Source organism: Microbacterium sp. (assembly GCF_047972865.1).
Lineage (GTDB): Bacteria > Actinomycetota > Actinomycetes > Actinomycetales > Microbacteriaceae > Microbacterium.
This window is the reverse complement of sequence record NZ_JBKEAY010000129.1, coordinates 1-19,806: the sequence shown is the minus strand read 5'-3', so window position 1 is coordinate 19,806 and position 19,806 is coordinate 1. Positions and strand designations below refer to the sequence as shown.

At 69.5% G+C, this 19,806-nt stretch carries 21 protein-coding genes; 2 read left to right on the top strand and 19 right to left on the bottom strand.

Features of this window, described 5'->3' with window-relative positions:
* Positions 1–3: 3 nt before the first annotated feature.
* From ACK5KK_RS08005 to ACK5KK_RS07980, 6 genes are read right to left on the bottom strand one after another with little or no spacing between them, the layout of a single operon-like run.
* Positions 4–222 carry a hypothetical protein gene (locus tag ACK5KK_RS08005; RefSeq protein ID WP_416889556.1) on the bottom strand — a complete coding sequence of 73 codons (219 nt, stop codon included), beginning with the start codon at positions 220–222 and terminating at the stop codon, positions 4–6.
* The gene (locus ACK5KK_RS08000) at positions 219–2,330 is read right to left on the bottom strand and encodes a hypothetical protein (protein ID WP_416889555.1); all 2,112 of its coding nucleotides are present in this window, start codon (positions 2,328–2,330) and stop codon (positions 219–221) included. Before ACK5KK_RS08000 ends, ACK5KK_RS08005 begins: the two co-directional genes overlap by 4 nt.
* On the bottom strand, positions 2,327–4,285 hold the full coding sequence (locus tag ACK5KK_RS07995) for a glycosyltransferase (RefSeq protein WP_416889554.1): 1,959 nt from the start codon (positions 4,283–4,285) through the stop codon (positions 2,327–2,329). Before ACK5KK_RS07995 ends, ACK5KK_RS08000 begins: the two co-directional genes overlap by 4 nt.
* Complete coding sequence (locus tag ACK5KK_RS07990) at positions 4,282–5,064, bottom strand: glycosyltransferase family 2 protein (RefSeq protein WP_416889553.1); 783 nt, start codon at positions 5,062–5,064, stop codon at positions 4,282–4,284. The genes ACK5KK_RS07995 and ACK5KK_RS07990 overlap by 4 nt, the downstream gene beginning before the upstream one ends.
* On the bottom strand, positions 5,057–5,599 hold the full coding sequence (locus tag ACK5KK_RS07985; protein WP_416889552.1) for an FcoT family thioesterase: 543 nt from the start codon (positions 5,597–5,599) through the stop codon (positions 5,057–5,059). The genes ACK5KK_RS07990 and ACK5KK_RS07985 overlap by 8 nt, the downstream gene beginning before the upstream one ends.
* On the bottom strand, positions 5,596–6,477 hold the full coding sequence (locus tag ACK5KK_RS07980; protein WP_416889551.1) for a TauD/TfdA dioxygenase family protein: 882 nt from the start codon (positions 6,475–6,477) through the stop codon (positions 5,596–5,598). The genes ACK5KK_RS07985 and ACK5KK_RS07980 overlap by 4 nt, the downstream gene beginning before the upstream one ends.
* Positions 6,478–6,601: 124 nt before the next feature.
* Here ACK5KK_RS07980 and ACK5KK_RS07975 point away from each other — a divergent pair, with 124 nt between their 5' ends.
* Positions 6,602–6,985, top strand: a complete 384-nt coding sequence (locus tag ACK5KK_RS07975) for a hypothetical protein (RefSeq protein WP_416889550.1) — start codon at positions 6,602–6,604, stop codon at positions 6,983–6,985.
* A 100-nt stretch (positions 6,986–7,085) separates the two neighbouring features.
* Here ACK5KK_RS07975 and ACK5KK_RS07970 read toward each other — a convergent pair whose 3' ends face one another.
* From ACK5KK_RS07970 to ACK5KK_RS07955, 4 genes are all read right to left on the bottom strand, one after another.
* A complete protein-coding gene (locus tag ACK5KK_RS07970; RefSeq protein ID WP_416889549.1) occupies positions 7,086–7,847 on the bottom strand; it encodes a hypothetical protein in 762 nt (253 codons plus the stop codon).
* 294 nt (positions 7,848–8,141) lie between these two features.
* Positions 8,142–9,032, bottom strand: a complete 891-nt coding sequence (locus ACK5KK_RS07965; protein WP_416889548.1) for an ion transporter — start codon at positions 9,030–9,032, stop codon at positions 8,142–8,144.
* Between the two features lie 80 nt (positions 9,033–9,112).
* Complete coding sequence (locus tag ACK5KK_RS07960; protein WP_416889570.1) at positions 9,113–10,201, bottom strand: glycosyltransferase; 1,089 nt, start codon at positions 10,199–10,201, stop codon at positions 9,113–9,115.
* Positions 10,202–10,212: 11 nt separating this feature from the next.
* Complete coding sequence (locus ACK5KK_RS07955; RefSeq protein ID WP_416889547.1) at positions 10,213–11,424, bottom strand: glycosyltransferase; 1,212 nt, start codon at positions 11,422–11,424, stop codon at positions 10,213–10,215.
* A 180-nt stretch (positions 11,425–11,604) separates the two neighbouring features.
* Here ACK5KK_RS07955 and ACK5KK_RS07950 point away from each other — a divergent pair, with 180 nt between their 5' ends.
* Positions 11,605–12,195: a hypothetical protein gene (locus tag ACK5KK_RS07950; RefSeq protein WP_416889546.1), complete on the top strand. Its 591-nt coding sequence runs from the start codon at positions 11,605–11,607 to the stop codon at positions 12,193–12,195.
* Between the two features lie 35 nt (positions 12,196–12,230).
* Here ACK5KK_RS07950 and ACK5KK_RS07945 read toward each other — a convergent pair whose 3' ends face one another.
* From ACK5KK_RS07945 to ACK5KK_RS07905, 9 genes are all read right to left on the bottom strand, one after another.
* A complete protein-coding gene (locus ACK5KK_RS07945) occupies positions 12,231–13,301 on the bottom strand; it encodes an AI-2E family transporter (protein WP_416889545.1) in 1,071 nt (356 codons plus the stop codon).
* A 2-nt stretch (positions 13,302–13,303) separates the two neighbouring features.
* Positions 13,304–14,338: a DUF998 domain-containing protein gene (locus ACK5KK_RS07940; protein WP_416889569.1), complete on the bottom strand. Its 1,035-nt coding sequence runs from the start codon at positions 14,336–14,338 to the stop codon at positions 13,304–13,306.
* Positions 14,339–14,390: 52 nt separating this feature from the next.
* Entirely contained in the window at positions 14,391–15,170 is a 780-nt protein-coding gene (locus tag ACK5KK_RS07935; RefSeq protein ID WP_416889544.1) for a hypothetical protein, read from the bottom strand.
* Between the two features lie 64 nt (positions 15,171–15,234).
* Positions 15,235–15,447, bottom strand: coding sequence for a hypothetical protein (locus tag ACK5KK_RS07930; protein ID WP_416889543.1), 213 nt, complete (start codon positions 15,445–15,447; stop codon positions 15,235–15,237).
* 200 nt (positions 15,448–15,647) lie between these two features.
* Positions 15,648–16,817: a fibronectin type III domain-containing protein gene (locus ACK5KK_RS07925; protein ID WP_416889542.1), complete on the bottom strand. Its 1,170-nt coding sequence runs from the start codon at positions 16,815–16,817 to the stop codon at positions 15,648–15,650.
* Positions 16,818–17,210: 393 nt separating this feature from the next.
* On the bottom strand, positions 17,211–17,651 hold the full coding sequence (locus ACK5KK_RS07920; RefSeq protein ID WP_416889541.1) for a heat shock protein transcriptional repressor HspR: 441 nt from the start codon (positions 17,649–17,651) through the stop codon (positions 17,211–17,213).
* A gap of 42 nt (positions 17,652–17,693) precedes the next feature.
* Entirely contained in the window at positions 17,694–18,683 is a 990-nt protein-coding gene (locus ACK5KK_RS07915; protein WP_416889540.1) for a DnaJ C-terminal domain-containing protein, read from the bottom strand.
* An 8-nt stretch (positions 18,684–18,691) separates the two neighbouring features.
* Complete coding sequence (locus tag ACK5KK_RS07910; RefSeq protein ID WP_416889539.1) at positions 18,692–19,297, bottom strand: nucleotide exchange factor GrpE; 606 nt, start codon at positions 19,295–19,297, stop codon at positions 18,692–18,694.
* A gap of 5 nt (positions 19,298–19,302) precedes the next feature.
* On the bottom strand, positions 19,303–19,806 hold a 504-nt coding region (locus ACK5KK_RS07905), incomplete at its 5' end, for an Hsp70 family protein (RefSeq protein ID WP_416889538.1).

The following is a 19,806-nucleotide window of genomic DNA, read 5'->3' as shown; positions in this document are numbered from 1 at the left end:
CCCTCACGACAGCACTCCCAATCGCAGTGCGAGCAGCGTACCCCCGTAGACGATCACGGCGCCGAACAGTGCTGTCAGCATGGGTCTGGAAGTCGCGAGCGTCCACACGCGGACGGCGGGGCCGCGGGTCTCGCGCAACACCGTCGACGCCGCGTAGACACTCAGCCCGGCCAGGACCGCCAGCACCGCTGCCGGGCCGATCAAGACCTCTATCGTGCTCATCCGTCCTCCGGCGTCGCCGAGACTCGTTCCAGCACGATCACATGCGGGGTGCGGGTGACGACCTCGTATCGGCCGCTGGCGACCAGCAGTCGGGCGATGTTGTCGTACCATCCGTCGGGTGCGCCTGACCGGAGCTGTTCGTATCGCTCGCGCATCGAGGTGAGGAACACCACATCCGGATCCTGAGCGAGCAACCGCTCGAAAGCACTCCCCTCACCCTCGACCGTGGTCGGGTGATACAGGTCACCGAGACGGGCCACCCGAAGCGCCCCTTCGGTCGCCAGCGGACGGATCGTGCTCCCGGCCGGGACGCTCCACAGCACCTGGCGGGCAACCGTGAGCACGTCTGCGGGAGTGCGCTCGAACGCGACGTTGACGCCGCGAGCGGCACTCACCCCGACCACGCCGACGATCAGTGCCGCGGCGAGGGTGGGCGTCGCCCAGGGGCGCCGCGACCTGAGCAGCCGTGCCAGCCCTCCCGCCGCCAGCACGGCGAGCACCGGTAGCGCATACAGGTAGACGCGGAGGACGACCTCGCCGCCATAGGCTTGACCGGCCACCAGAGCCATCGGTGCGACGACCAGCGCGGCGCTGACGGGCATGGGGAGCCGTCCGCCGCGGGTGAGGACCCACCCCGCGAGCCCCGCGAGAGCGAACAACGCGGACCACGCGAGGCGGGCGGTCTGCATGAGCTGATAGGTCGCATCGCCGCTCACCCGCGAGACGATGCCCGCTTCGACAGCGGCGCCGACCTGCCCGACGCCGTTCAACAGCACACCGAGGTGGCCGCTCCACCAATCCACCGCGCCGAACGCGAACCACGCCGCAAAACACACCGCGACGCCGAACCAGAGGGTGCGCGAACGAACCGCGCCCAGCAGGCTCAGCAGCGCCAGCGCGAGGATCAACGCGACCGGTGTGAGCTGATGCGACACCACGATCGCCGCCGCCACCGCCAGCAGCCCCGTCTCCATCGCGATCGCCCAACGCCCGGACCGGCCCGGTACCCGCGGCGGTGTCCGCCCCAGAGGGGTCAACAGCCGCTGCCACCAGGGTCCGCTCGAGGGCGGGATCCCGGCTTCGGCGGTCTGCCACAACAACACGGCCAGGATCGTGAGCATGAGGGGAAAGGCGATCGCCTGCGGCGCGAAGTAGTCCTGCTGCACCCAGTTGCCCAGCACGAACAGCGCGACCGCTGTCCACGCGACCGCCCGGCCCGGGTAGAGGGCGCGCCCGATCGTGTAGACGGGCGCGAAACACAGCAGCGTCGCGAACGCCGGGAACAGCACCACCAGGGCTGTCGCATCGGCCGTGCCCGCCCAGCCGACAACGGCGGCTGCGGCGGTGAAGAAGCCGGGCCAGCTGAACCGGGCGTCAGTGGCGACCCGGAGTGTGCCGGTGTCGCCGATCCACTCGGCGAATCCGACGTGCACGTAGGCGGTCCCCACGGGAGAACCGCCGTCGGCGACTCCGACGAACGTCGTGATCATGACGGCGAGCACGCCCAGCGCAGCCCCGGCGAACGTGCCATCGGTGCGGGGGCGGGCCCGGATCGCGAGGGCGGCGACGACCACGACGATCGCAACGGCAAGCAGGTAGCGCCACGGCAGCACCCCGATCAGTCCGGTGGATCCGGCGGCGTCGAGGTCGATCGTGTCGATCGCGGTCAACCACAGGATGCCGGCCGCGCCCAGCGCAAGCACAGACAGGATGCGCCGCGTCGGCGCCGTGGGCGCACCGCGCGGTCCCACGCGGACAGTTCTCACCGCACGAGCAACCCTGCGCCACGCGACCGGTGTCAGTGCCACCCCCACCAACGCCAGCAACGATGCGGTGAGCGGTTCGCTCCACATCCCGGCGGTCACCTGCACCACGGTCAGCAGCAGCAACGACGCCAGCGACAATGCTGGCACGAGCATCACGACGATGCGCGCGGGATGGCGCACGAGCGTCAGTGCGGCGGGGAGTCCGGGGACCAGCACGGCGAACGCAACCGCCCACAGCGGGCGACCCGCGATGTTCACATCCCACCACGCCAGTGCGGGGACCACGAGCGACAGTGCGCACGCGAGAACCAGTCCGACGCGTGCGAGCGTCCGCCCCGTCATCGGCGTCCCGCCCACAGCGCGCTACCGCGCACGGCTTCTCGTGCCGCCGCCAGCAGGTACAGGAACGGACCGACCGCGTACCCGCGCCGCTCCGCGCGCACCAGTGACCGCGGGTAGTCATCGGGGCGGGTGTCGTTCTTCTCCGAGTCCTCGTTCAGCAGCATCCGCAGACCCGTCGGCAACGCCCGCAGCGCGATGATCGCCGCGCGCGGCGAGGTCATCGCGAAGCGGGTGACATTCGCGGCCATGCCGGTGCCATAACCGAACAGTTGAGTGCGCAGCGCGGCGACCGTCTCGCGGTGGCGGTGGGCGACCTCAGCGGCGGGTTCGTAGCGGAGCACACCGCCGGCGAGGACGACGCGACGGAACATGTCGAGGTCCTCACCCCCACGGGTGGGAGACCCCGCACCGAGGGCCGTCGCAAACCCGCCGCGTTCGACGAGGAACCTGCGGCGGAAGGCCATGTTGTTGCCGGAGCCGAACTCTCCCGCCGCGATCGGATACACGGGACCACGCGGGCCCGGCTCCCACCCCGGGGAGAGCTCGTCACGTCCCCACTCGTGTCGACGGTCGCCCTTGTCGAAGCCGATGGCCTGTTCGAACCAGCGTTCCGGGTCCGCGGCGACGGATGCCGGCCTCACCCGCCCCGTCACGCACACCACCCGCGGGTCGTCGAACCCGGCGGCGAGTGCGGCGAGCCAACCGGGCGCGGGTCGCGCGTCGTCGTCGGTGAAGGCCACCAGCGCCCCCGATGCGGCAGCGATGCCGCGGTTGCGTGCGGCCGAGAGTCCGCGACGCGGCTCCGCGACGATTCGCAACCGCTCGTCTGCGACGCCCGCGAGGGCACGGCGCACCCTGCCCGACCGGGGGTCGTTGTCGACGACGATCACCTCGAGCCGGCAGCCCGTCTGGCCCAGCACCGCGCGAGTCGTGTCGGCCAGGTCAGGGCTGCGCCCCAGTGTTGCGACGACGACCGACACCTCCGGTGCTTGTCGCCGCGGTGTGCCCGCAAGCACGGCACGACGCCGGTGCACGGCCGGGCAGCTCAGATAGCCCAGACCGGCAGCTAGCACGCCCGCGACGCGCGCCAGGTTCCGTGCCATCGCAACGCCCTGCCCGCGAGCGGCGGCGACGGCATCCGTCGCGACGGCGCGACGCAGCGTCGAGAAGACATGACCGCGTTCGGGCGAAAGGACCCCGGAGCCGTCAGCGCGTGCGGCCAGCAGCGCCTTGGAGCGTCCTTCCCAGAAACACCGCCGCACGAGGTACCGCATCCGCGCACGCTCGCGCGGCACGAGGTGGTCGACGGCGAGCGCGGTGTCGCGGATCACGGTGTGGGGTGGTCCGGCGGCGCCCAGACGGATACCGAGGTCGGTCTCCTCGCCGCCCACCGGGTGCGTCCCGATCCGGCCGATGCCCTCGGCGAACAGCCCGATCCGCTCGAACACGCCGCGCCGGATCGCCATGCACGCGCCAATCGGGTTGCGCAGCGCCGCACCGTCGACGGGCAGACCGCGGTAGTCGCATCCCACGACCCATCCGAATTCGGGAGGAAACCACGGCGGGTCGCCGCTCTCCCATCGCGGATGGACAGCGCCGCCGACGGCGACCACAGCGGGGTCGGCAAACCGCCGCTGCAGCGCGGCGTGCCACCCGGAACGCAGGGCCGCGTCGTCGTCGACGAACAGCAGCACGTCACGGGTGCTGTCGGTCGCCGCGGTGTTGCGGGCCCCGGACAGCCCGCGGGCGCGCCGGTTCGACACGACGGCCACGCGAGGCTCCGCACGGAAGTGCGCGGTCAGCTCCGCCGCGTAGTCACCGTCCCCGTCGACGACGATCGTGACCAGGCCGGCGGGGGGTAGTTCGCACAACGCGCGCTGGATGCCGTCGTGCAGCGTCGCTCGTCGACGCGGAGTGTACGTGCACACGATGACCTCGACCGCCGGCGCCGTCACGGCATCGGATGCTGGCCGCGCACGGCCAGCGGCACGTCCGCCCGCCGGAGCGGGTCTGATGCGGCCAGGTTCGCGCCGGCTCGCCGCCGTTCCCGCAGCAGCGTGGACAGCACCCGGCGCCCGTCTCGCCACGCATTGAGATTGCTCACTCCGTGCAGGCGGCGCCGTTCGTGGCTGGGGACCTCGCGCACCGGGACGCCGGCGACAGCGACCCGCACGTTGATGAGCGTCTCGATCTCGAAGCCGTCCCCCCACTTCGGCCCGCCATCCACCGGGTGCGGGTCGGGCAGGTCCAGTACCGGCAATAGATCGCGGTGCAGTGCGTTGAACCCGTAGCAGAGGTCGCTGTAACGCACCCCGAACAGGATGTTGGTCAGCAGGGTCAGCCCGAGATTGCCCGCTCGTCGCAGCTGGGTGATGTCGTCGCTGCCGCCGCCACGGGAGCGTGTCCCCTTGGCGAACATCGCACCGTCCGCGATCGCAGAGACGAACCGCGGGATCTCTGCGGCGTCGGCAGATCCGTCAGCGTCGAACATCACGAGCACGTCGCCGCTGGCGGCGGCGAACCCGCACGCCATCGCGTTGCCTTTCCCGTAGCGTGTCTGCTCGACGACGTGGGCGTCGGGGCGAAGCCGCTGCACGAGGGAGGTGGTGCGGTGGAAGCGTGCCCCCTCGACGACGATGAGTTCGTATTGTGCCGGAATGCGCGGCAGTACCGCCTCGAGGTTCTGTGCCTCATCGAGAGACGGAACGATGACGCTGACGGACGGGTCACTCATCCCGATGCCCCGGAACGTTCGTGAGGACGAGGCCGACCCGGCCGTGCGCGCGACCCGCGTGGTCATCGTCGAAGCGCACCGTGGTGTCGAGCGTGAGCATGCCACGTGAGAGGGCACGCACACCGACCCCGGCCACGGCGAACTCGCCGCGGAAACTGCCCGCGTCGATCGGGCGAGTGTAGGTGCTGGCGAGCTTGTGGATGAGGACGTCGGGCAGTTGGCGCGCCCAGTAGTCATCGAGAGTCCAGGCGGCGAATTCGGGAAGCAGCGCCCGATGCACACTCACCGCGAGGGTGACGTACATCAGCTGGTTGTAGCAGATGACGAACTCGGCGGCGTTGAAGTGACCGGTGTCGTCGATGTACGAGGACCCGTCGATGCGAAACACGCCCCGCGAACCGACCCGGCCATCAGCGGCGCGCGTGACCTCCGCCCCCGTCAGATAGACGCACCCCTTCGAGCGGTACGGGTCCAGCGCGCGCCGGAACACGGGTTCGGTCTCGTCGATCCAGCCCGTCGAAATGGTGGCGCTCACAGCGCGCGCGCGTAGAGCGGGTGGTCGTCGAGCGCCGTCACGCGGTGCGACACGGTCGCCGCGGGGGTCGTGGTGTGCAGCGCGCGGTGAATGAGAGTGCGGTTGTCCCAGATGACGATGTCGCCGGATTCGTAGCCGTGCTGGTGGATGAGCGGGTGCGTGAATTCGGTGTCGAGCTGACCGGTGGCTTCGAACAGCTTGTCGAGCAGATCGGGGTCATCACTGCCGTGCAGTTCGACGGTGAAGCCCTCGCTGATGAACAGGATCTTCTCGCCCGTCACGGGGTGCTCCATCACGGTGGGGAATGTCACCGGTGGGGTGTGCTCCTCGACCTCGCGGATCACTTCGCCCAGCGGGCGGTAGACGTCATCGGGACGGATCTTGAAGAACTTGCGGACGGAGTGCGAGCAACGGGTGCCCGCCGCAGCATCCTTCAGCTCGTCGGGAAGCGCCTCATACGCCTGAGCCATGTTGATGAAAAACGTGCCGCGGTTCTTCGCGGGCAGCACCTTGGGAGAGAAGATCGTGAACGCGAACGGCTTCGGCATGAACTGGTAGTCGGCGTGCCAGAACTTCCCGGTCTTGGGCACTCCGATCTGCTTGCCGTCTTCGGGCACGTTCGACGAGACGAAGATCTCCTCGAACTCGGGGTGGTGATACATCGGTTCGTGATAGCTGACGAGTTCCCCGAACATCCGGCCGAGGCGCACGAACTGGGCCGGCGTGATGTCGCCCTGGTCCCGCAACACGACCACTTTGTCGCGGTAGACGGTCTGCGTGAGCCGTTCGATCTCAGCGGGCGTGACCGCATCGACGTCGAATCCCCTGACCTCGACTCCCAGCCCCGCGCTCTGCTGCGCCCCCAGGACCATACTCATCGTTCACATCCTTCCTTGTACTACAAGACGTAGATACTCTACCTGATGTAGTAGACACAAGATGGACGGTCTCCTGACGACACCTATACTCGACACTGGCCGACGACCACAGGTGGGAGACATCATGACGCAGCCGTATCCCCAAGGGTCCGTACCGGGCTACGCGCCCACGCCCGCGCCCGCGCCCCGGTCTCGCGACACGCTCGGCATCGTCGGCGCCATCGTGGGTTTCGTGCCGTCGCTGTTGTCGCTGCTGATACAGTCCGCCCAGCGACCCATGATCGAAGGCGGTGCCATCAGCGAATACGCCGCGATCTCGCTCACCGTCTCGCTGCTCGCGGGAGCAGCGGGGCTTACCGCCCTCGCTCTCGGCATCGTCTCCGCCGTACGCCGCCGCAGCGACCGACTGTGGTCCGGCATTGCCATCGGGGCGGGCACCGTCGCCGTGATCGGTGTGCTGGTGAACCTGCTCTTCTACGTCACCTCGGCTATCGCCAGTTGGCTGTGAGACTCACCGACGGTCGCCGTCCTGCGCAAGGGCGTGGCCCCACTCCGCCGCCGCGACGCACCGAGCTGTGCGGCGCATCGTCACGTGGGGCTGCGCATGGTCACCCCGCGGGAAGCTCGCCACGCCTCAGCATCTGAATGACCGTGTCGAGCGGGCCGGGACCAGCGGAAAGCTCAACGCGGACCACGCCGTCGGACTCTGCAACAGTCTGCTCGGGGAAGAGCTCCGCGTACGCGCGTCCGGAGAAGGCCGACACACCCGTGGCAAGTTCGTGCTCAATGCTCGCCGCAGCGGCCTCGTCGCCGAGAACACAGTAGACCGAGACGGCTTCGTCCCCACCGACGGGCAGCAGCCCTACGGCGGCGGACGGCATGAAAAATGCCGCGACGACGTCGCCCAGGCATGCGGCGATCGCGTGCACGTCGGGGTCGTCCGATGCCGGGTCGCCACCGGTCTCAGCCTGCCTCCCGCCGAAGACGACGGTATCGCCCTCCGGAGCGATCCACCCATAGAGCATGGTGAGTTGCTGCTCGCCGTCGAGGTCATGGCGAAGCACGTCGCCATCGCTCCATCCGGCGGCTTGGGCGGCGGTGCGGACCGCAGACTCATCCTGACCGCCCACCAGCGTCGTCACGCGGTTCAGCGAGGCGCCGACCGTGATGGCGTAGTCCACGGCCTCGGGGTCGATGCCGAGCGAGTCGGGCAGCAGCCGCCAATTGTCCGCCAGCGGGCCGAAGCCCCTCATACGTACGAGCCCCCACTCGTTGAGGAGCTCTCCGCCGGAAAGCTCACGGAGCGCAGCCGCATCGCTGAAGTCGATGACACCGTCGTCCGGGCCACTGACCGCTCCGAGCGCTGTCATCAGCCGCGTGTCCGCGTCGACGTCCCCACCCTCACGACTCGTCTCATCGGCGTCACCGGTAGGCGAGGGAGACAGCTCAACGGTCGGCACCGGTGACGATTCCGCCGCGCAGGCCGTCAGCACGCTCGCGACGAGCAATGTGAGTACCGCTCGTCCCCGCCATGACCATGTGTGCACCCCTGCTCCCGTATGCATACGTTCCATGCTAAGCCGCAACGCGACGGCCGGGCGCGAGGACGGGCAAGACGCGAAGAGAACGCAAGGCGAAGGGAGGGCCCCGTGGCGCGCGCTCGGCTACGTCGCCGTGGCCGTCTCGTTCTGCGGCGGATCTGTCGACAGGCGTGCGTCCAGCGCTGCCACCTGCGACCGCAAAGCCGCCAGCTCCGCGAGAATCTCTTCCTGGTGCGACTGGGTGGCGATGCCCTCCGGGCGGGTGTGATGCGCGGGGTCGTCGCCGCTCTCGACATCCGTCGACGTCTCGTGCAGCGTCTGCATTGCGTCGACGATGACCGCGACGAACAGGTTCAGCATCGTGAACGCCGAGGCGAGGATGAACGGGACGAAGAACGCCCACGCATGCGGGTACACCTCCATGACGGGGCGGACGATCCCCATCGACCACGACTCGAGAGTCATCACCTGGAACAGGGAGTACAGCGACTTCCCCAGGTCGCCGAACCACTGCGGGAACTGCTCGCCGAACAGGGCCGTCGCCATCGTCGCCCCGATGTAGAAGACAAGGGCGGTCAGCCCCGCGATCGCACCCAATCCCGGCAGCGAGCGCAGAAGTGCCGTGACGACCCTGCGCAGTTGGGGCATACGATTGATGATCCGCAGCAGCCGCAGGATCCGCAGCGACCGCAGCACCGAGAACGGGCCCGCCGCGGGGACCAGCGCGATGCCGACGACGATGAAGTCGAACACGTTCCAGCCGTCGGTGAAGAAGCGCCACCGGTAGGCGTAGAGCTTGAGCAGGATCTCGATGACGAAGATGACCAGCGCGATCACGTCGAGAACGTGAAGGAGCCCGCCCAGGTGGGTCTGCATCCACGGCGAAGTCTCCAGGCCGAGCGTAAGCCCGTTGACCACGATGACCCACAGGACGAACCGCTGCACGGGCGGGGCTTCGACGAAGCGGGCGGCGCGGCGCCGGGAAACGCTCAGCGCGTCTAAGTCAATTCCCATGCATCCATTCTGCCCAGGTTTCGCCCCACCCCTCCCCGCCGAGGCAGAGTCCGGCGGTCCGCCGGGGCCGGTGCCCGCCGTCAGCGGAGGGTCAGGACGGTGTCGAGCAGGATGCCGGCGGAGTGCGGCCAGGAGAAGCGCGCGACGTGGGCGGTGCCGGCGGCGACGACATGGGCGTGCACCACCGGGTCGTCCAGGCTCTGCACGGCGGCGGCGAACGCGGCCGGGTCATCCGGGTCGGCGTAGAGTGCGCCCTCCCCCGCGACCTCACGGAAGATCGCCATGTCGGTGACGACGGCCGGCACCCCCATCTCCAGCGCCTCCGCCACCGGCAGACCGTACCCTTCGTCGCGGCTCGCCGTCACCAGCACGGCATCGTCGGCGAGCGCTGCGGCGTACTCGGCGTCGGTCACGCCGTCGTGGAAGCGCACCGCCACCCCCGGCGCGGCCACCGCGTCGAGTTCGGCGCGACGCTCCGGCGAGATGCGACTGAGCAGATGCAGCGTGCGCCCCGGCAGCGACGTCATCGCCCGCACCAGAGCCGCCACGTTCTTGTATTCCATGAACGACCCCATGTAGACCAGGTTCCGCACCCCGCCGCCGACGGCGGTCCCCTCCGGGAGCAGGTCGGCGAGCCGCTGCGGCGCGTTGGGAACGACGACCACGGGGCGCTTGGTCAGCCGAACCGCCGCGAACTGATGCTTGCTGGTCTCGCTGACGGTGACCACCATGTCGGCGGCGTTGAGGGTCATCCGCTGCGGCACGTAGCTGAAGTGGAACAGCCGCCACCCCACTCGGACGTACCAGGGAAGATCGCGCGGGGGCGTTCGATGGCGGTAGTAGATCGTGTCGTGCAGCGTCAGGATGAGCCGGAACCGGCGCCCGAGCGCGCCGATCGTCTGCATCGGCGAGAACACGACATCGGGACGATGCCGGTTCAGCAGCAGCGCCGTCAACGGCTCGCGCAGCGCCGTCGGAGCGTGGATGCGGAGCACCCGCGCACCCTCGGGCAGGAACGCGCGCTGACGTTCGTCGAAGATGAGGAACACCACCGTGACCCCGCGGGCCGGTGCCACCTCGGCCACCGCCGCCGCCAGTTCCGCCGAGTAGCGGCTGATGCCGTCGTGGTGGTCGGTGCGGATGTAGCGGGCGTCGAAGAACAGTCGCACGGGGCGACCGGTCACGGCTCCACCGGGTCGCCGCGGTAGAGCGCTTCGAACGTGTCGAGCGTGCGCGCGATGTCGTGGATCTTCACGCCTTCCAGCGATGCCTGCTGCATCCTCACGTACTCGTCGTCGTCCGCCGTCAGTACGCGGCGCAGCTTGGCGGCGAGGTCGTCGGCGTTGCCCGGTTCGAACAGGTACCCGTTCTCCCCGTCGTGCACGAGGTGCGGCAGGGCGACCGCGTCGGCGGCGACGACAGGAAGGCCCGAGGCCATCGCCTCCATCGTCGCGATCGACTGCAGCTCCGCGATCGACGAGATGGCGAACACCGTCGCCTGGGACAGCGTGCGGCGCAGTTCCTCCTCGCCGACCCGCCCGTGGAAGCGCACCCGATCGGCCAGCCCCAACCGCGCGGTGAGGTGCTCGAGGTGACGGCGTTGATCGCCGCCGCCGACGACGTCGAACGTCACGTCCAGGTCGGTCAGCTTCGCCAGCGCACGCAGGGTGACGTCGACGTGCTTCTCGGTGGTGAGCCGGCCGATGAAGACGATTCGCTTGTCGGGCTTCGGGCCCAGCTGCGGCGTGTAGTTGGCCGCGTCGATTCCGCAGCTGATCGGGATCACGCCGGTGACATCGATCGTGCGCTCGAGGAACTCGGCCGCCCGGCGCGTCGGTGTGGTGACGGCGCGCGACATGTCGAAGGTGCGCTTGGCATCGGCCCATGCGACGCCGATCAGCTTCTTGTCGATGAACGGCGGCAGCAACGTGAAGTCGATGATGTTCTCGGCCATGACGTGGTTGGTGGCCACGACCGGGATGCCGCGCTCGTGCGCGATGCGGGTCATGCCTCGGCCGATGACGATGTGCGACTGACTGTGCACGACGTCGGGGTGGACCTCGTCGAGGATCTGCCGTGCGTAGTGCTTGGCGCGCCACGGCAGCACGAAACGGAGCCAGTCATGTGGATACCAGCGGTAACCGGGCAGACGGTGCACCGTGACCGGCTGACCCTCGATGAGCTCGGTGTAGGTGCCCGCGGTGCGGTGGGTGACGCTGGGCGTGACGACGTGGACGTCGTGGCCGCGGGCGACCAGGCCCGCCGCCAGCCGTTCCGCGAACCGCGCCGCGCCGTTGACGTCGGGGGCGAACGTGTCCGCGGCGATCGCGATCTTCAGTGGGGAGGGTGAGGGGGGGTCTTGGCCGGGCACGGGCGTCGCGGGGGTCGTCACGGTGAGGTGGATGCCAATCTCTGCGGCGCACCGCATCCTTCTCGCGGCGCCCGCTCACTCTACCCGAGAAGGGTGTGCGAACCCGGGGCGACGCGCACGAGTTCCCTGTCTCAGCGGGGGCGCCGCGCACTCCGGTCGACGGTGACCGACAGCGACGACGAGACGCCCTAACCTGGACACATGCCCCGACTTCAGGCCGATGCGGACCCGGCACGCTGGCTGCCGGTGACCGGCTCGCTGAGCTGGAAAGGTCGCCGGCACCGCAAAGCCGCCATCCGGATGCTGATGGCACAGGCCGGAGCGGCCCTGGGAACCACCGGACGCCGCGGCGGGGGTCTCGCCGCCTGGGCGATCAGCCAGGCCACGCCGCTGCTGATGCGCCGGGCCGACGGCAGGGTGCTGGCCTGGGTGTGGCGGCAAGATCCTGAGCTGGTCGTGGCGATGGCTCAGATCCAGGAGCTGACGGCCCAGCTGCGCACGGCGCGCGCGATGATGCCGATGGAGTACGACGACACCGTCCCGTTCGACAACCGCCACCTCGGCCGGGGCGAGAAGCTCGTCATCCCGATCCCGCCGCAACCGCAGACGCCCCCGTTCGCCACCTACTCGTGGGACACCGGCACGCATCTCGTCACCCTCACGGCGGTGTGCGGCGACCGGGAGAGGTTCGGGACCGTCATCACCGACGTGGACGAGGTCGCCGCTTCGTTGCGCATCTCGGACGAGGTCCTCGTGGCACGTCCGACCGTCCTCCGGCTGGATCCCACCTGACCTGCGGCGGGGGCGGCTGATCCGGCAGCGGGGACTCAGCCCGGCGGCGCGTCGGTATCGGTGCGCTCGCCGGAGAACCAGCGCAGTCGCCGCGCACCCGGGTCGCCCTCCAGCAGAAGGGCACGTGTGAGCAGGGTGAGCGGAATGGCGAGGATCGCGCCCAGCGGGCCGATGACGAACGTCCAGAACACGACCGACACGAAGCTCAGGGTGAGACTGAGGTCGACCGCGTCGCTGACGAACTTCGGCTGGATCAGCACCTGCAGGGTGACGTTGACGACGCAGTAGATCGCGACGACGGCCAGCAGGAGCGGCCAGCCGCCGACAACGAGGGCGAGCACGGCGGGCGGGATGACACCGAGGACGAATCCGATGTTCGGGACGAAGTTCGTGACGAAGGCGAGGATGGCCCAGACCGCCGGGGCCGGCACCTGCAGCATCCACAGCGCGAGTCCGTCGATGACCGCGACGAGCGCCCCGAAGATCGCGTTGACGACGTAGTACCGCCGCACCCCGCCGGTGAAGCGATCGATGCGCCGCATGACGGGGCCGATGCCGGGGCCGAGTTCCGCCTCAGCGCGGCTGTAGCGTCCGCCGTCGGCGGCCATGAAGATGATGTACGCGAGCACGAAGAACAGGGCGGTCAGCACCGAGAGCGTCGCCGACCCGAGCGAGGCGGCGAACCCGGTGAGCGTGGCGGGGTCGATGATCCCGGTCAGGCTGTCGGCGGCGCCGATGTGGACGCCGAGCCCGGTCAGCCACGCGATGGTGTCGCCGGCGCTGCGGCGCAGTTGGTCAGCGACGTCGATGATGAGCCCGGTGAACTCGATTCCCGCGTAGGCCAGCAGGGCGGCGAGGCCGCCGATGACGGCGTACGCCGCGACGATGACCGCGGTCGTCGCCGCCCACGACGGCCAGCCGCGCCGTTCCAGCGGATGCCGCAACGGATGGCAGATGATCACGAGCACGACCGCCAGCAGCATCGGGGCAAGGATCGACTGACCCAGATGGATGCCGACCAGCACGACGACCGCGGCGGCGAGGGCGACCAGCGTCTGTGTCGCGGCGGACGGACGCCAGGCGGCCGGGGGCGTGGAACGCGCCATGCTCACGTGTCGGCGTCGGCGGTGAGCGCCGCCGCGTTGCGGATGAACAGAATGAGCCACGTGAAGACCATGAGCCCACCGACCAGTTCCACGGCGGTGAGGGTGTATCCGCCGGCGATGAACTGCACCGTGGCGATCAGCACGACGCCGACGAGCACGTAGCTGAGCACGATGAACGCGGCCGGCATGCCGGGCACCCAGCGCGGCAGCAGGACGACCACGATCAGGAACACGAGCACCATTCCGGAGGCGAATCCGGTGTGCAGCAGGAAGAAATCGTCGACGGGGAACAGCCCCACGATCATCAGGCAGATGCCGAGGACGACCAGGCACACCCGCAGCCATCGGACGCCGTTCGGCTTCGCCGAGGGCAGCGAGGCGGTGGAGTGGCGCGCCAACGTGGTGACCAGGAATCCGGCCACGATCACTGTGAGGTTGAAGGTGCGCGCCGAGAGGTCGTCGGTCATTCCCAGCGCCGACAGGTTCATCGTCCACCAGTGCGGGTCGGAGGAGGTGAGTGTCGCCGCGAGCACACCTTCCACGAGGAACAGCGCGAGTACGGCCGCGAACGTCAGCAGGTCGAGGTGCGTCGCGATGAACGAGACCGCGTACGCCGTGATGGCGGCCAGCCCGCCGGACAAGAGGATCGCGGCCACCGGGAACACGTCCGCGTCGATGAACCCGCGCGCGAGGATGTCGGCCAGCAGCGTCCAGGTGAGCAGGGCGACCACGGCGTGCGCGATGGTCAGGGCGAGAGTGTCGAGCAGGTCGAACAGGCCGATGCTCCGTGAGCGGTCCCGCACCGACCACCGACCCAGCACGAAGACGACGGCCGCCACGACCGCCGACGAGATCGCCGCGAACTGCCCGACCGACCCCGGCCCGGCGATGGGGGCCGCGCGGAACCCGAGGACCGGGATGGCGATCGCCGCGACGACGACCAGCGAGATGCCGGCCAGCGCGATGGACACCGATTCGCGGCGGCGCTCGCTCGACGAGGCCGCGGCGGGGCGGAAGGTGTGGTCAACGGAGGTCATCACATCGTGAGGCTACTGCCCCGCGCCCCGTTGCGTCAGCCCCGAGTCCCCGTCATCCGGAGATGGTCACGCTGGCGGGAATGGTGCTGTCGCTCACGACGACCGGTGCGCACGAACTGCGGATGTACCCGCGCGAGCGTTCGTTGACCACCGTGACTCGCTCCAGTGTCAGCTGACCGCCGTGCGTACAGCTCTCGGCACCGTGCCGCACGATGTTCCCGTTGTCGCCGTCCGGCTGGGTGATGCGGGTGTCGACGATGCGCACCGCTCCGCCGTCGGGGAACTCGGCCGCGTCGGCGACGGTGTTGTCGACGAGGGTGCTGTTCTCGATGGTCGAGACCGCGCAGCGGCTCTTGAACGCGTGGCCGCCGATCGCGCGCTCGGACACGAGGCCCCTGGCGACCACGCTCCCGCACGTGCCCGACAGGTAGATGTTGTGGGTCTGCCCGTCGCCGGCACCGTTGTCGTGGAAGTGGGAGTCCTCGATCACCCAGTCCCCACCGGCCGCCAGGATCCCGTTGTAGGAGCCGTAGCACTCCACATGACGGAGGGTGACGTCCACATCGGGTTCGTTGCGCAGGCACGCTTCGTTGCCCTCGCCGCCCCGGGCTCCCGTGATCACGAGTCCGTCGATGGTCAGCCCGGTCCTGAGCGCGACGAGGCACCCCTTCGACTGCGCCGGCACCATTCCCGAGCAGTCCAGCACGGCGCGGTCCGCGTCGGCGGAGCGGATCGTCACCTGCGCGGTGCCGATCGTCAGTGTCTCCCGGTAGGTCCCGGAACGCATCTCGATCACGGCTCCCGGGGTCGCGTCGGCGATGGCGGCGGTCAACGTCGTGTATTCCTCTCCCGGTCCGACGCACGCCGTCGCGTCCGGGCTGCACCCCTCGGTCGGATCAGGCGCCGGCGAAGCGGTCGTCGTCGGCGAGGGCGTGGGGCCCGGCGACGCCGTCCGAATGGGCGAGGGGGTGGGCGACGGCGACGCGGTGGATGTCGGTGAAGGCGTGGGTTTCGGCCGGCCGGTGGGCCAGTCCGTCGGCGGGCCGGGGCGCGACGCGGACGGCGGGCCGTCGGAAGGCGCACCGCCGGGACCGGCCAGCGGTGCGCATCCCCCCGGGACGACGGCCACCAATGCCACGACGAGGGGAAGGAACACCGACAGTCGCATGCGCCGAGTCAAGCAGATCGGACGTGCGCGCGGGACCGCCGAAGCGGTGCTGTGGATAACTGTGCGTCGCGCGCTCGACGGCATCCTCGTGTCGGCGCGCGTGCGCCTCGCTCAGCGTCCACCTCCTGACCCGCGCGCCCGTCATCCGAGCATGACGCGGACCAGCACCGGGTGGTGGTCCGAGCCCAGCGGGGTCACGAAGTTGTAGCCGGACCGTTCGCCGGCGTTGGCCCAGCCCTCCACGATCGCGTGCGACGGCCGCACGAGGACCTTGTCGACGTGATCGCCCCACTTGACGCCGATGACAGGGGCCGCCTGCATCGTGGGGTTCGCCGAGTTGCAGTGCTGGCAGTTGAGCGCGCGGGACTGATCGTACGCGTCGAACCACCCGGCTCGTTCCAAGATTTCCTGGCTGTCGTCCCCGGCTCGCGACTTGTGGGTGTTGAAGTCTCCGGCGATGACGACAGGGGCGGATGCCCAGCGGGAGCTGAGCGTGGAACTCAGGTTCCGGACGACGCCGTCGACGTAGGCCGACAGGCGGGATGCCTCATACTCGCGCTGAGCGATCGTCGACGACGTGTCGCCCACTCTCAGGTGAACGGTGACCACCACGAGGCCGCGTCCGGTGGCACGATCCTGGAACGCGGCCCAGGCCGCCCCCTTGCCGTTGGAAGCGTACTTGCTCGCGAACTCCGTCTCGCCCCGGACGATCTTGCCGTCGTTCGTGATGGGGCTGAACTCCGATGTGCGGTAGAGGATGTCGTTCTGGCCGTTGACCGCGAAACGGTACCCGCTGGGGGCCGTCGAGTAGCTCGACGCCTCCTGCGCAACCACGAACCCGGGTTTCAGGTCCCCGATACGTTCGTTGATCACCCGGGTGCGGCTGGACATCGACGAGCACTGCACCGAGCAGACGTTCCAGGTCATGAGACGGAACGAGTGCGTTCGGAGGCTGCTCGACGACGCTTCGGCTTTGATCGTGCCGTGGCCCACCCGCTGCGAGCGGAACCCGGTGCCCGCGGAATTGACCGCGCTCACCTGCACGAAGTAGTCGACGCCGGGGGTGAGCCCGCGGATCGTGGCACCCGATCCGGTCGGCTGGGCGACGGGTCGCGTGGCTGCCGCGACGCCGTCGTAGGTTCGCGAAACGAACACCTTGTAGCTGGACGCACCGGACACGGATGCCCAGTCCAGGCGCAGCGTGGCTTTGCCTCCGGACAGGGATGAACCGACGAAGTTCACCAAGCCGACCTGACCGGGGCGGGAGGTTGCCGCCGTGGCCGCCGAGGGGGCGGTGGAAACGGCGAGCATCGAAAAGAGCACAGCACAAAGCACCAGAAAACGCGCGGGGGGACGCATGCCGCCGAGTGTACGCCTGTAGGAACGAATCCGACAGGGGAGTCCTCCACGGCGGAAGATCGGTGGCTGCTGGGCCTCGGCCATACGACGACGCACTCCTTTCGCCGTCGGCGTGCAGCGCGGAACGCCGACGCGACGGCATCCGCGATCGCGGACACGCCCACGCGAACAGGGGCCCTGGGCCAGCGTCGCACCGTGGGGGAAGTGGAGGCGACCGTGAACAGTCAGGGGGTCCCGCTACGGTAACCCGCGGGCGCGAGATCTCGCGTCCCCTCTTTGGGGGACAACTTTGGGGAACGACGGTCGCCGGGGTGAAGGTGGGCCGGCGGCGGTGCTCCCGGGGCCTCAGTCCTCCGCGGCGGGCGTCGGCCGCCAGAGCACTACTTCGGTCGCGCGGCGCACGCGGGTACCGTGGCGCAGCGTCACCACCGCGCCGCTGACGCCCGCGGCGAACACCCGGGCGCCGGGGCGCTGCAGTGCCTCATCCCGGAGCTGCTGCTCCAGATCACGCACCCGCCGGTGCAGCGTCTGCACCTCGTTCTCGAGGTCGAGGATGCGGGCGATCGCGGGCAGGCTCATGCCGTCCGCCGACATCTGCGCCACTTCGCGCAACTGGCGCACGTGCCGCAGCGAGTAGCGGCGGGATCCGCCGCGCGTGCGGTCGGGCACGACGAGCCCCAGCCGGTCGTACTGCCGCAGGGTCTGCGGATGCATCCCCGCGAGCCCCGCGGCGGCGGCGATCGCGAGGACGGGGTCGTCCTCGTCGAGCTCGCGTTGCTCCGTCACCGCTCACCTCCTGGCGTGATTGTCGCGCGCACCCGCCAGGGATCAGGCGTGGCGCGCCTTGTTCATGAGATCCGCGCGCGGATTCTCATCCGGTTCGAGCTCGTGGAAGCGTTGCAGCGCTTCCTTCGCTTTGTCGTCCAGGTGCGCGGGGACGGCGACCTGGACCTCGGCGAGGAGGTCGCCGGTGCCCTTCGTGGACTGCACGCCGCGGCCCTTGACCCGCAGCACCCGGCCCGAGGGCGTGCCGGGTGCGACGCGCAGTCGCACCGGGTCGCCGTCGAGGGTGGGGACGTCGATCGTGGCCCCGAGGGCCGCTTCGGTGAAGGTCACCGGCACGGTGACGCGCAGGTTGAGACCGTCGCGGGCGAAGACCGGATGCGGCCGGACCGTCACGCTCACCACGATGTCGCCGGCCTCGCCGCCGTCGGGCGAGGGGCGACCCCGTCCGCGGAGCTTGATCTTCTGACCGTCGGAGACACCGGCGGGGATCTTGACCTTGAACGGCTTGCCGTCTTCGCCCTGCAGCGAGATGGTCTCGCCCTTGGTCGCGGTGACGAAGTCGATCGTGGTGCGTGCCGTGACGTCGGCACCCCGCTGGGGGCCCCCGAAGCCACGGAATCCCCCGCTGGGCTGCCCGAATCGGCCGGAGCCGAAGGTGCCGCCGCCCTGCTGCCCGAACATCGAGAAGATGTCGTCGAAGTCGGCCTGCTGGTATCCGCCGCGGGACTGTCCGAATCGGCTGAAGACGTCTTCGAAACCGCCGCCGCCCGAGCCGGGGGCCTGGAATCGAGCCCCCGATCCCATGGCGCGAATCTCGTCGTACTCGGCGCGCTGTTCCTTGTCGCTGAGCACCGCGTACGCTTCGCTGATCTCCTTGAACTTCGACTCCGCTGCGGTGTCACCGGGGTTGGAGTCCGGGTGGTACTTGCGGGCGAGCTTGCGGTAGGTCTTCTTCAGATCGGCGTCGCTGGCGTCTTTGGCGTCGCCGAGCACCTTGTAGAAGTCCTTGTCGAACCAGTCCTGACTGGCCATGCGCGCTCCTACTCGGCCGGAACCGCGACGACGACCTTGGCCGGCCGCAGTTCTGTCTCGCCCAGGCGGTAACCGACCTCGACGACCTCGAGGATCGTCGGGGTCTCGGTGCCCGGGGTGGGTGCCTGGAAGATCGCTTCGTGCTGTTGCGGGTCGAACGCCTCGCCGGGGGCGCCGAAGGCGGCGACCCCCATACGCTCAACGACGCCGCGCAGCTTCTCGGCGATCTGCGCGAACGGGGAACCGTCCTCGAGGTCGCCGTGCTTCTGCGCGCGGTCCAGGTCGTCGAGCACGGGGAGCAGCGCGGTGACGACCGCGCCGTTGGCGCGGTCGATCTCCTTCTGCCGCTGCTCTTCCGTGCGGCGGCGGTAATTGGCGTACTCGGCCTGCACGCGCTTGAGGTCGAGGAGGAGGTCGTGGTCCTTCTCGTCGGCGTCGGCGACGGTGGCCTCGTCGGTCTGCGGCGCGTCGAGGATGTCGTCGACGGTCAGTTCGTCGTCGGCTACCGCGTCGCTGTCACCCTGCGCCTCGGGGCCGGAAGCTGCTGCTTCCGACCCCGAGTCACCGGGGACCTCGTCGCCGTCGACCGGCTCGTCGAAGTCCTTGTCAGTCATTCGCCTTACTTCTCGTCCTCGTCATCGACGACCTCGGCGTCCACCACGTCCTCGTCGGAGGACGCGTCGTCGGAGGGCTGCTCGGCGGCGCCGTCGGCCTGCTCGGCCTGGCTGGACGCGTAGATCGCCTCGCCCAGCTTCGTCTGCGACGCGTTGAGCTTGTCGAGTGCGGTCTTCACCGCGTCGTCGTCGTCACCGGCGAGTGCCGACTTGAGGGCATCCACGTCGGCCTGCACCTCGGTCTTGACGTCGTCGGGGAGCTTGTCGGCGTTGTCGGCGATGAGTTTCTCGATCGAGTACGACAGGGTCTCGGCCTGGTTGCGGACCTCGGCGGCCTCGCGGCGCTGCTTGTCCTCGGCGGCGTGCTCTTCGGCTTCGCGCACCATGCGGTCGATGTCTTCCTTCGGCAGCGAGGAGCCGCCCGTGATGGTCATCGACTGCTCCTTGCCGGTGCCCTTGTCCTTCGCGGACACGTGCACGATGCCGTTGGCGTCGATGTCGAAGGTGAC

Excerpts from the sequence above, each read along its gene's own strand:
- ACK5KK_RS07940 (WP_416889569.1), bottom strand. The coding sequence starts at position 14,338 with ATGACCTCCGTTGACCACACCTTCCGCCCCGCCGCGGCCTCGTCGAGC.
- ACK5KK_RS07910 (WP_416889539.1), bottom strand. The coding sequence starts at position 19,297 with ATGACTGACAAGGACTTCGACGAGCCGGTCGACGGCGACGAGGTCCCC.
- ACK5KK_RS07975 (WP_416889550.1), top strand. The coding sequence starts at position 6,602 with ATGACGCAGCCGTATCCCCAAGGGTCCGTACCGGGCTACGCGCCCACG.
- ACK5KK_RS07965 (WP_416889548.1), bottom strand. The coding sequence starts at position 9,032 with ATGGGAATTGACTTAGACGCGCTGAGCGTTTCCCGGCGCCGCGCCGCC.
- ACK5KK_RS07980 (WP_416889551.1), bottom strand. The coding sequence starts at position 6,477 with ATGAGTATGGTCCTGGGGGCGCAGCAGAGCGCGGGGCTGGGAGTCGAG.
- ACK5KK_RS07930 (WP_416889543.1), bottom strand. The coding sequence starts at position 15,447 with ATGCGCACCGCTGGCCGGTCCCGGCGGTGCGCCTTCCGACGGCCCGCC.
- ACK5KK_RS08000 (WP_416889555.1), bottom strand. The coding sequence starts at position 2,330 with ATGACGGGGCGGACGCTCGCACGCGTCGGACTGGTTCTCGCGTGCGCA.
- ACK5KK_RS07970 (WP_416889549.1), bottom strand. The coding sequence starts at position 7,847 with ATGACAGCGCTCGGAGCGGTCAGTGGCCCGGACGACGGTGTCATCGAC.
- ACK5KK_RS07915 (WP_416889540.1), bottom strand. The coding sequence starts at position 18,683 with ATGGCCAGTCAGGACTGGTTCGACAAGGACTTCTACAAGGTGCTCGGC.
- ACK5KK_RS08005 (WP_416889556.1), bottom strand. The coding sequence starts at position 222 with ATGAGCACGATAGAGGTCTTGATCGGCCCGGCAGCGGTGCTGGCGGTC.
- ACK5KK_RS07945 (WP_416889545.1), bottom strand. The coding sequence starts at position 13,301 with ATGGCGCGTTCCACGCCCCCGGCCGCCTGGCGTCCGTCCGCCGCGACA.
- ACK5KK_RS07925 (WP_416889542.1), bottom strand. The coding sequence starts at position 16,817 with ATGCTCGCCGTTTCCACCGCCCCCTCGGCGGCCACGGCGGCAACCTCC.
- ACK5KK_RS07950 (WP_416889546.1), top strand. The coding sequence starts at position 11,605 with ATGCCCCGACTTCAGGCCGATGCGGACCCGGCACGCTGGCTGCCGGTG.
- ACK5KK_RS07990 (WP_416889553.1), bottom strand. The coding sequence starts at position 5,064 with ATGAGTGACCCGTCCGTCAGCGTCATCGTTCCGTCTCTCGATGAGGCA.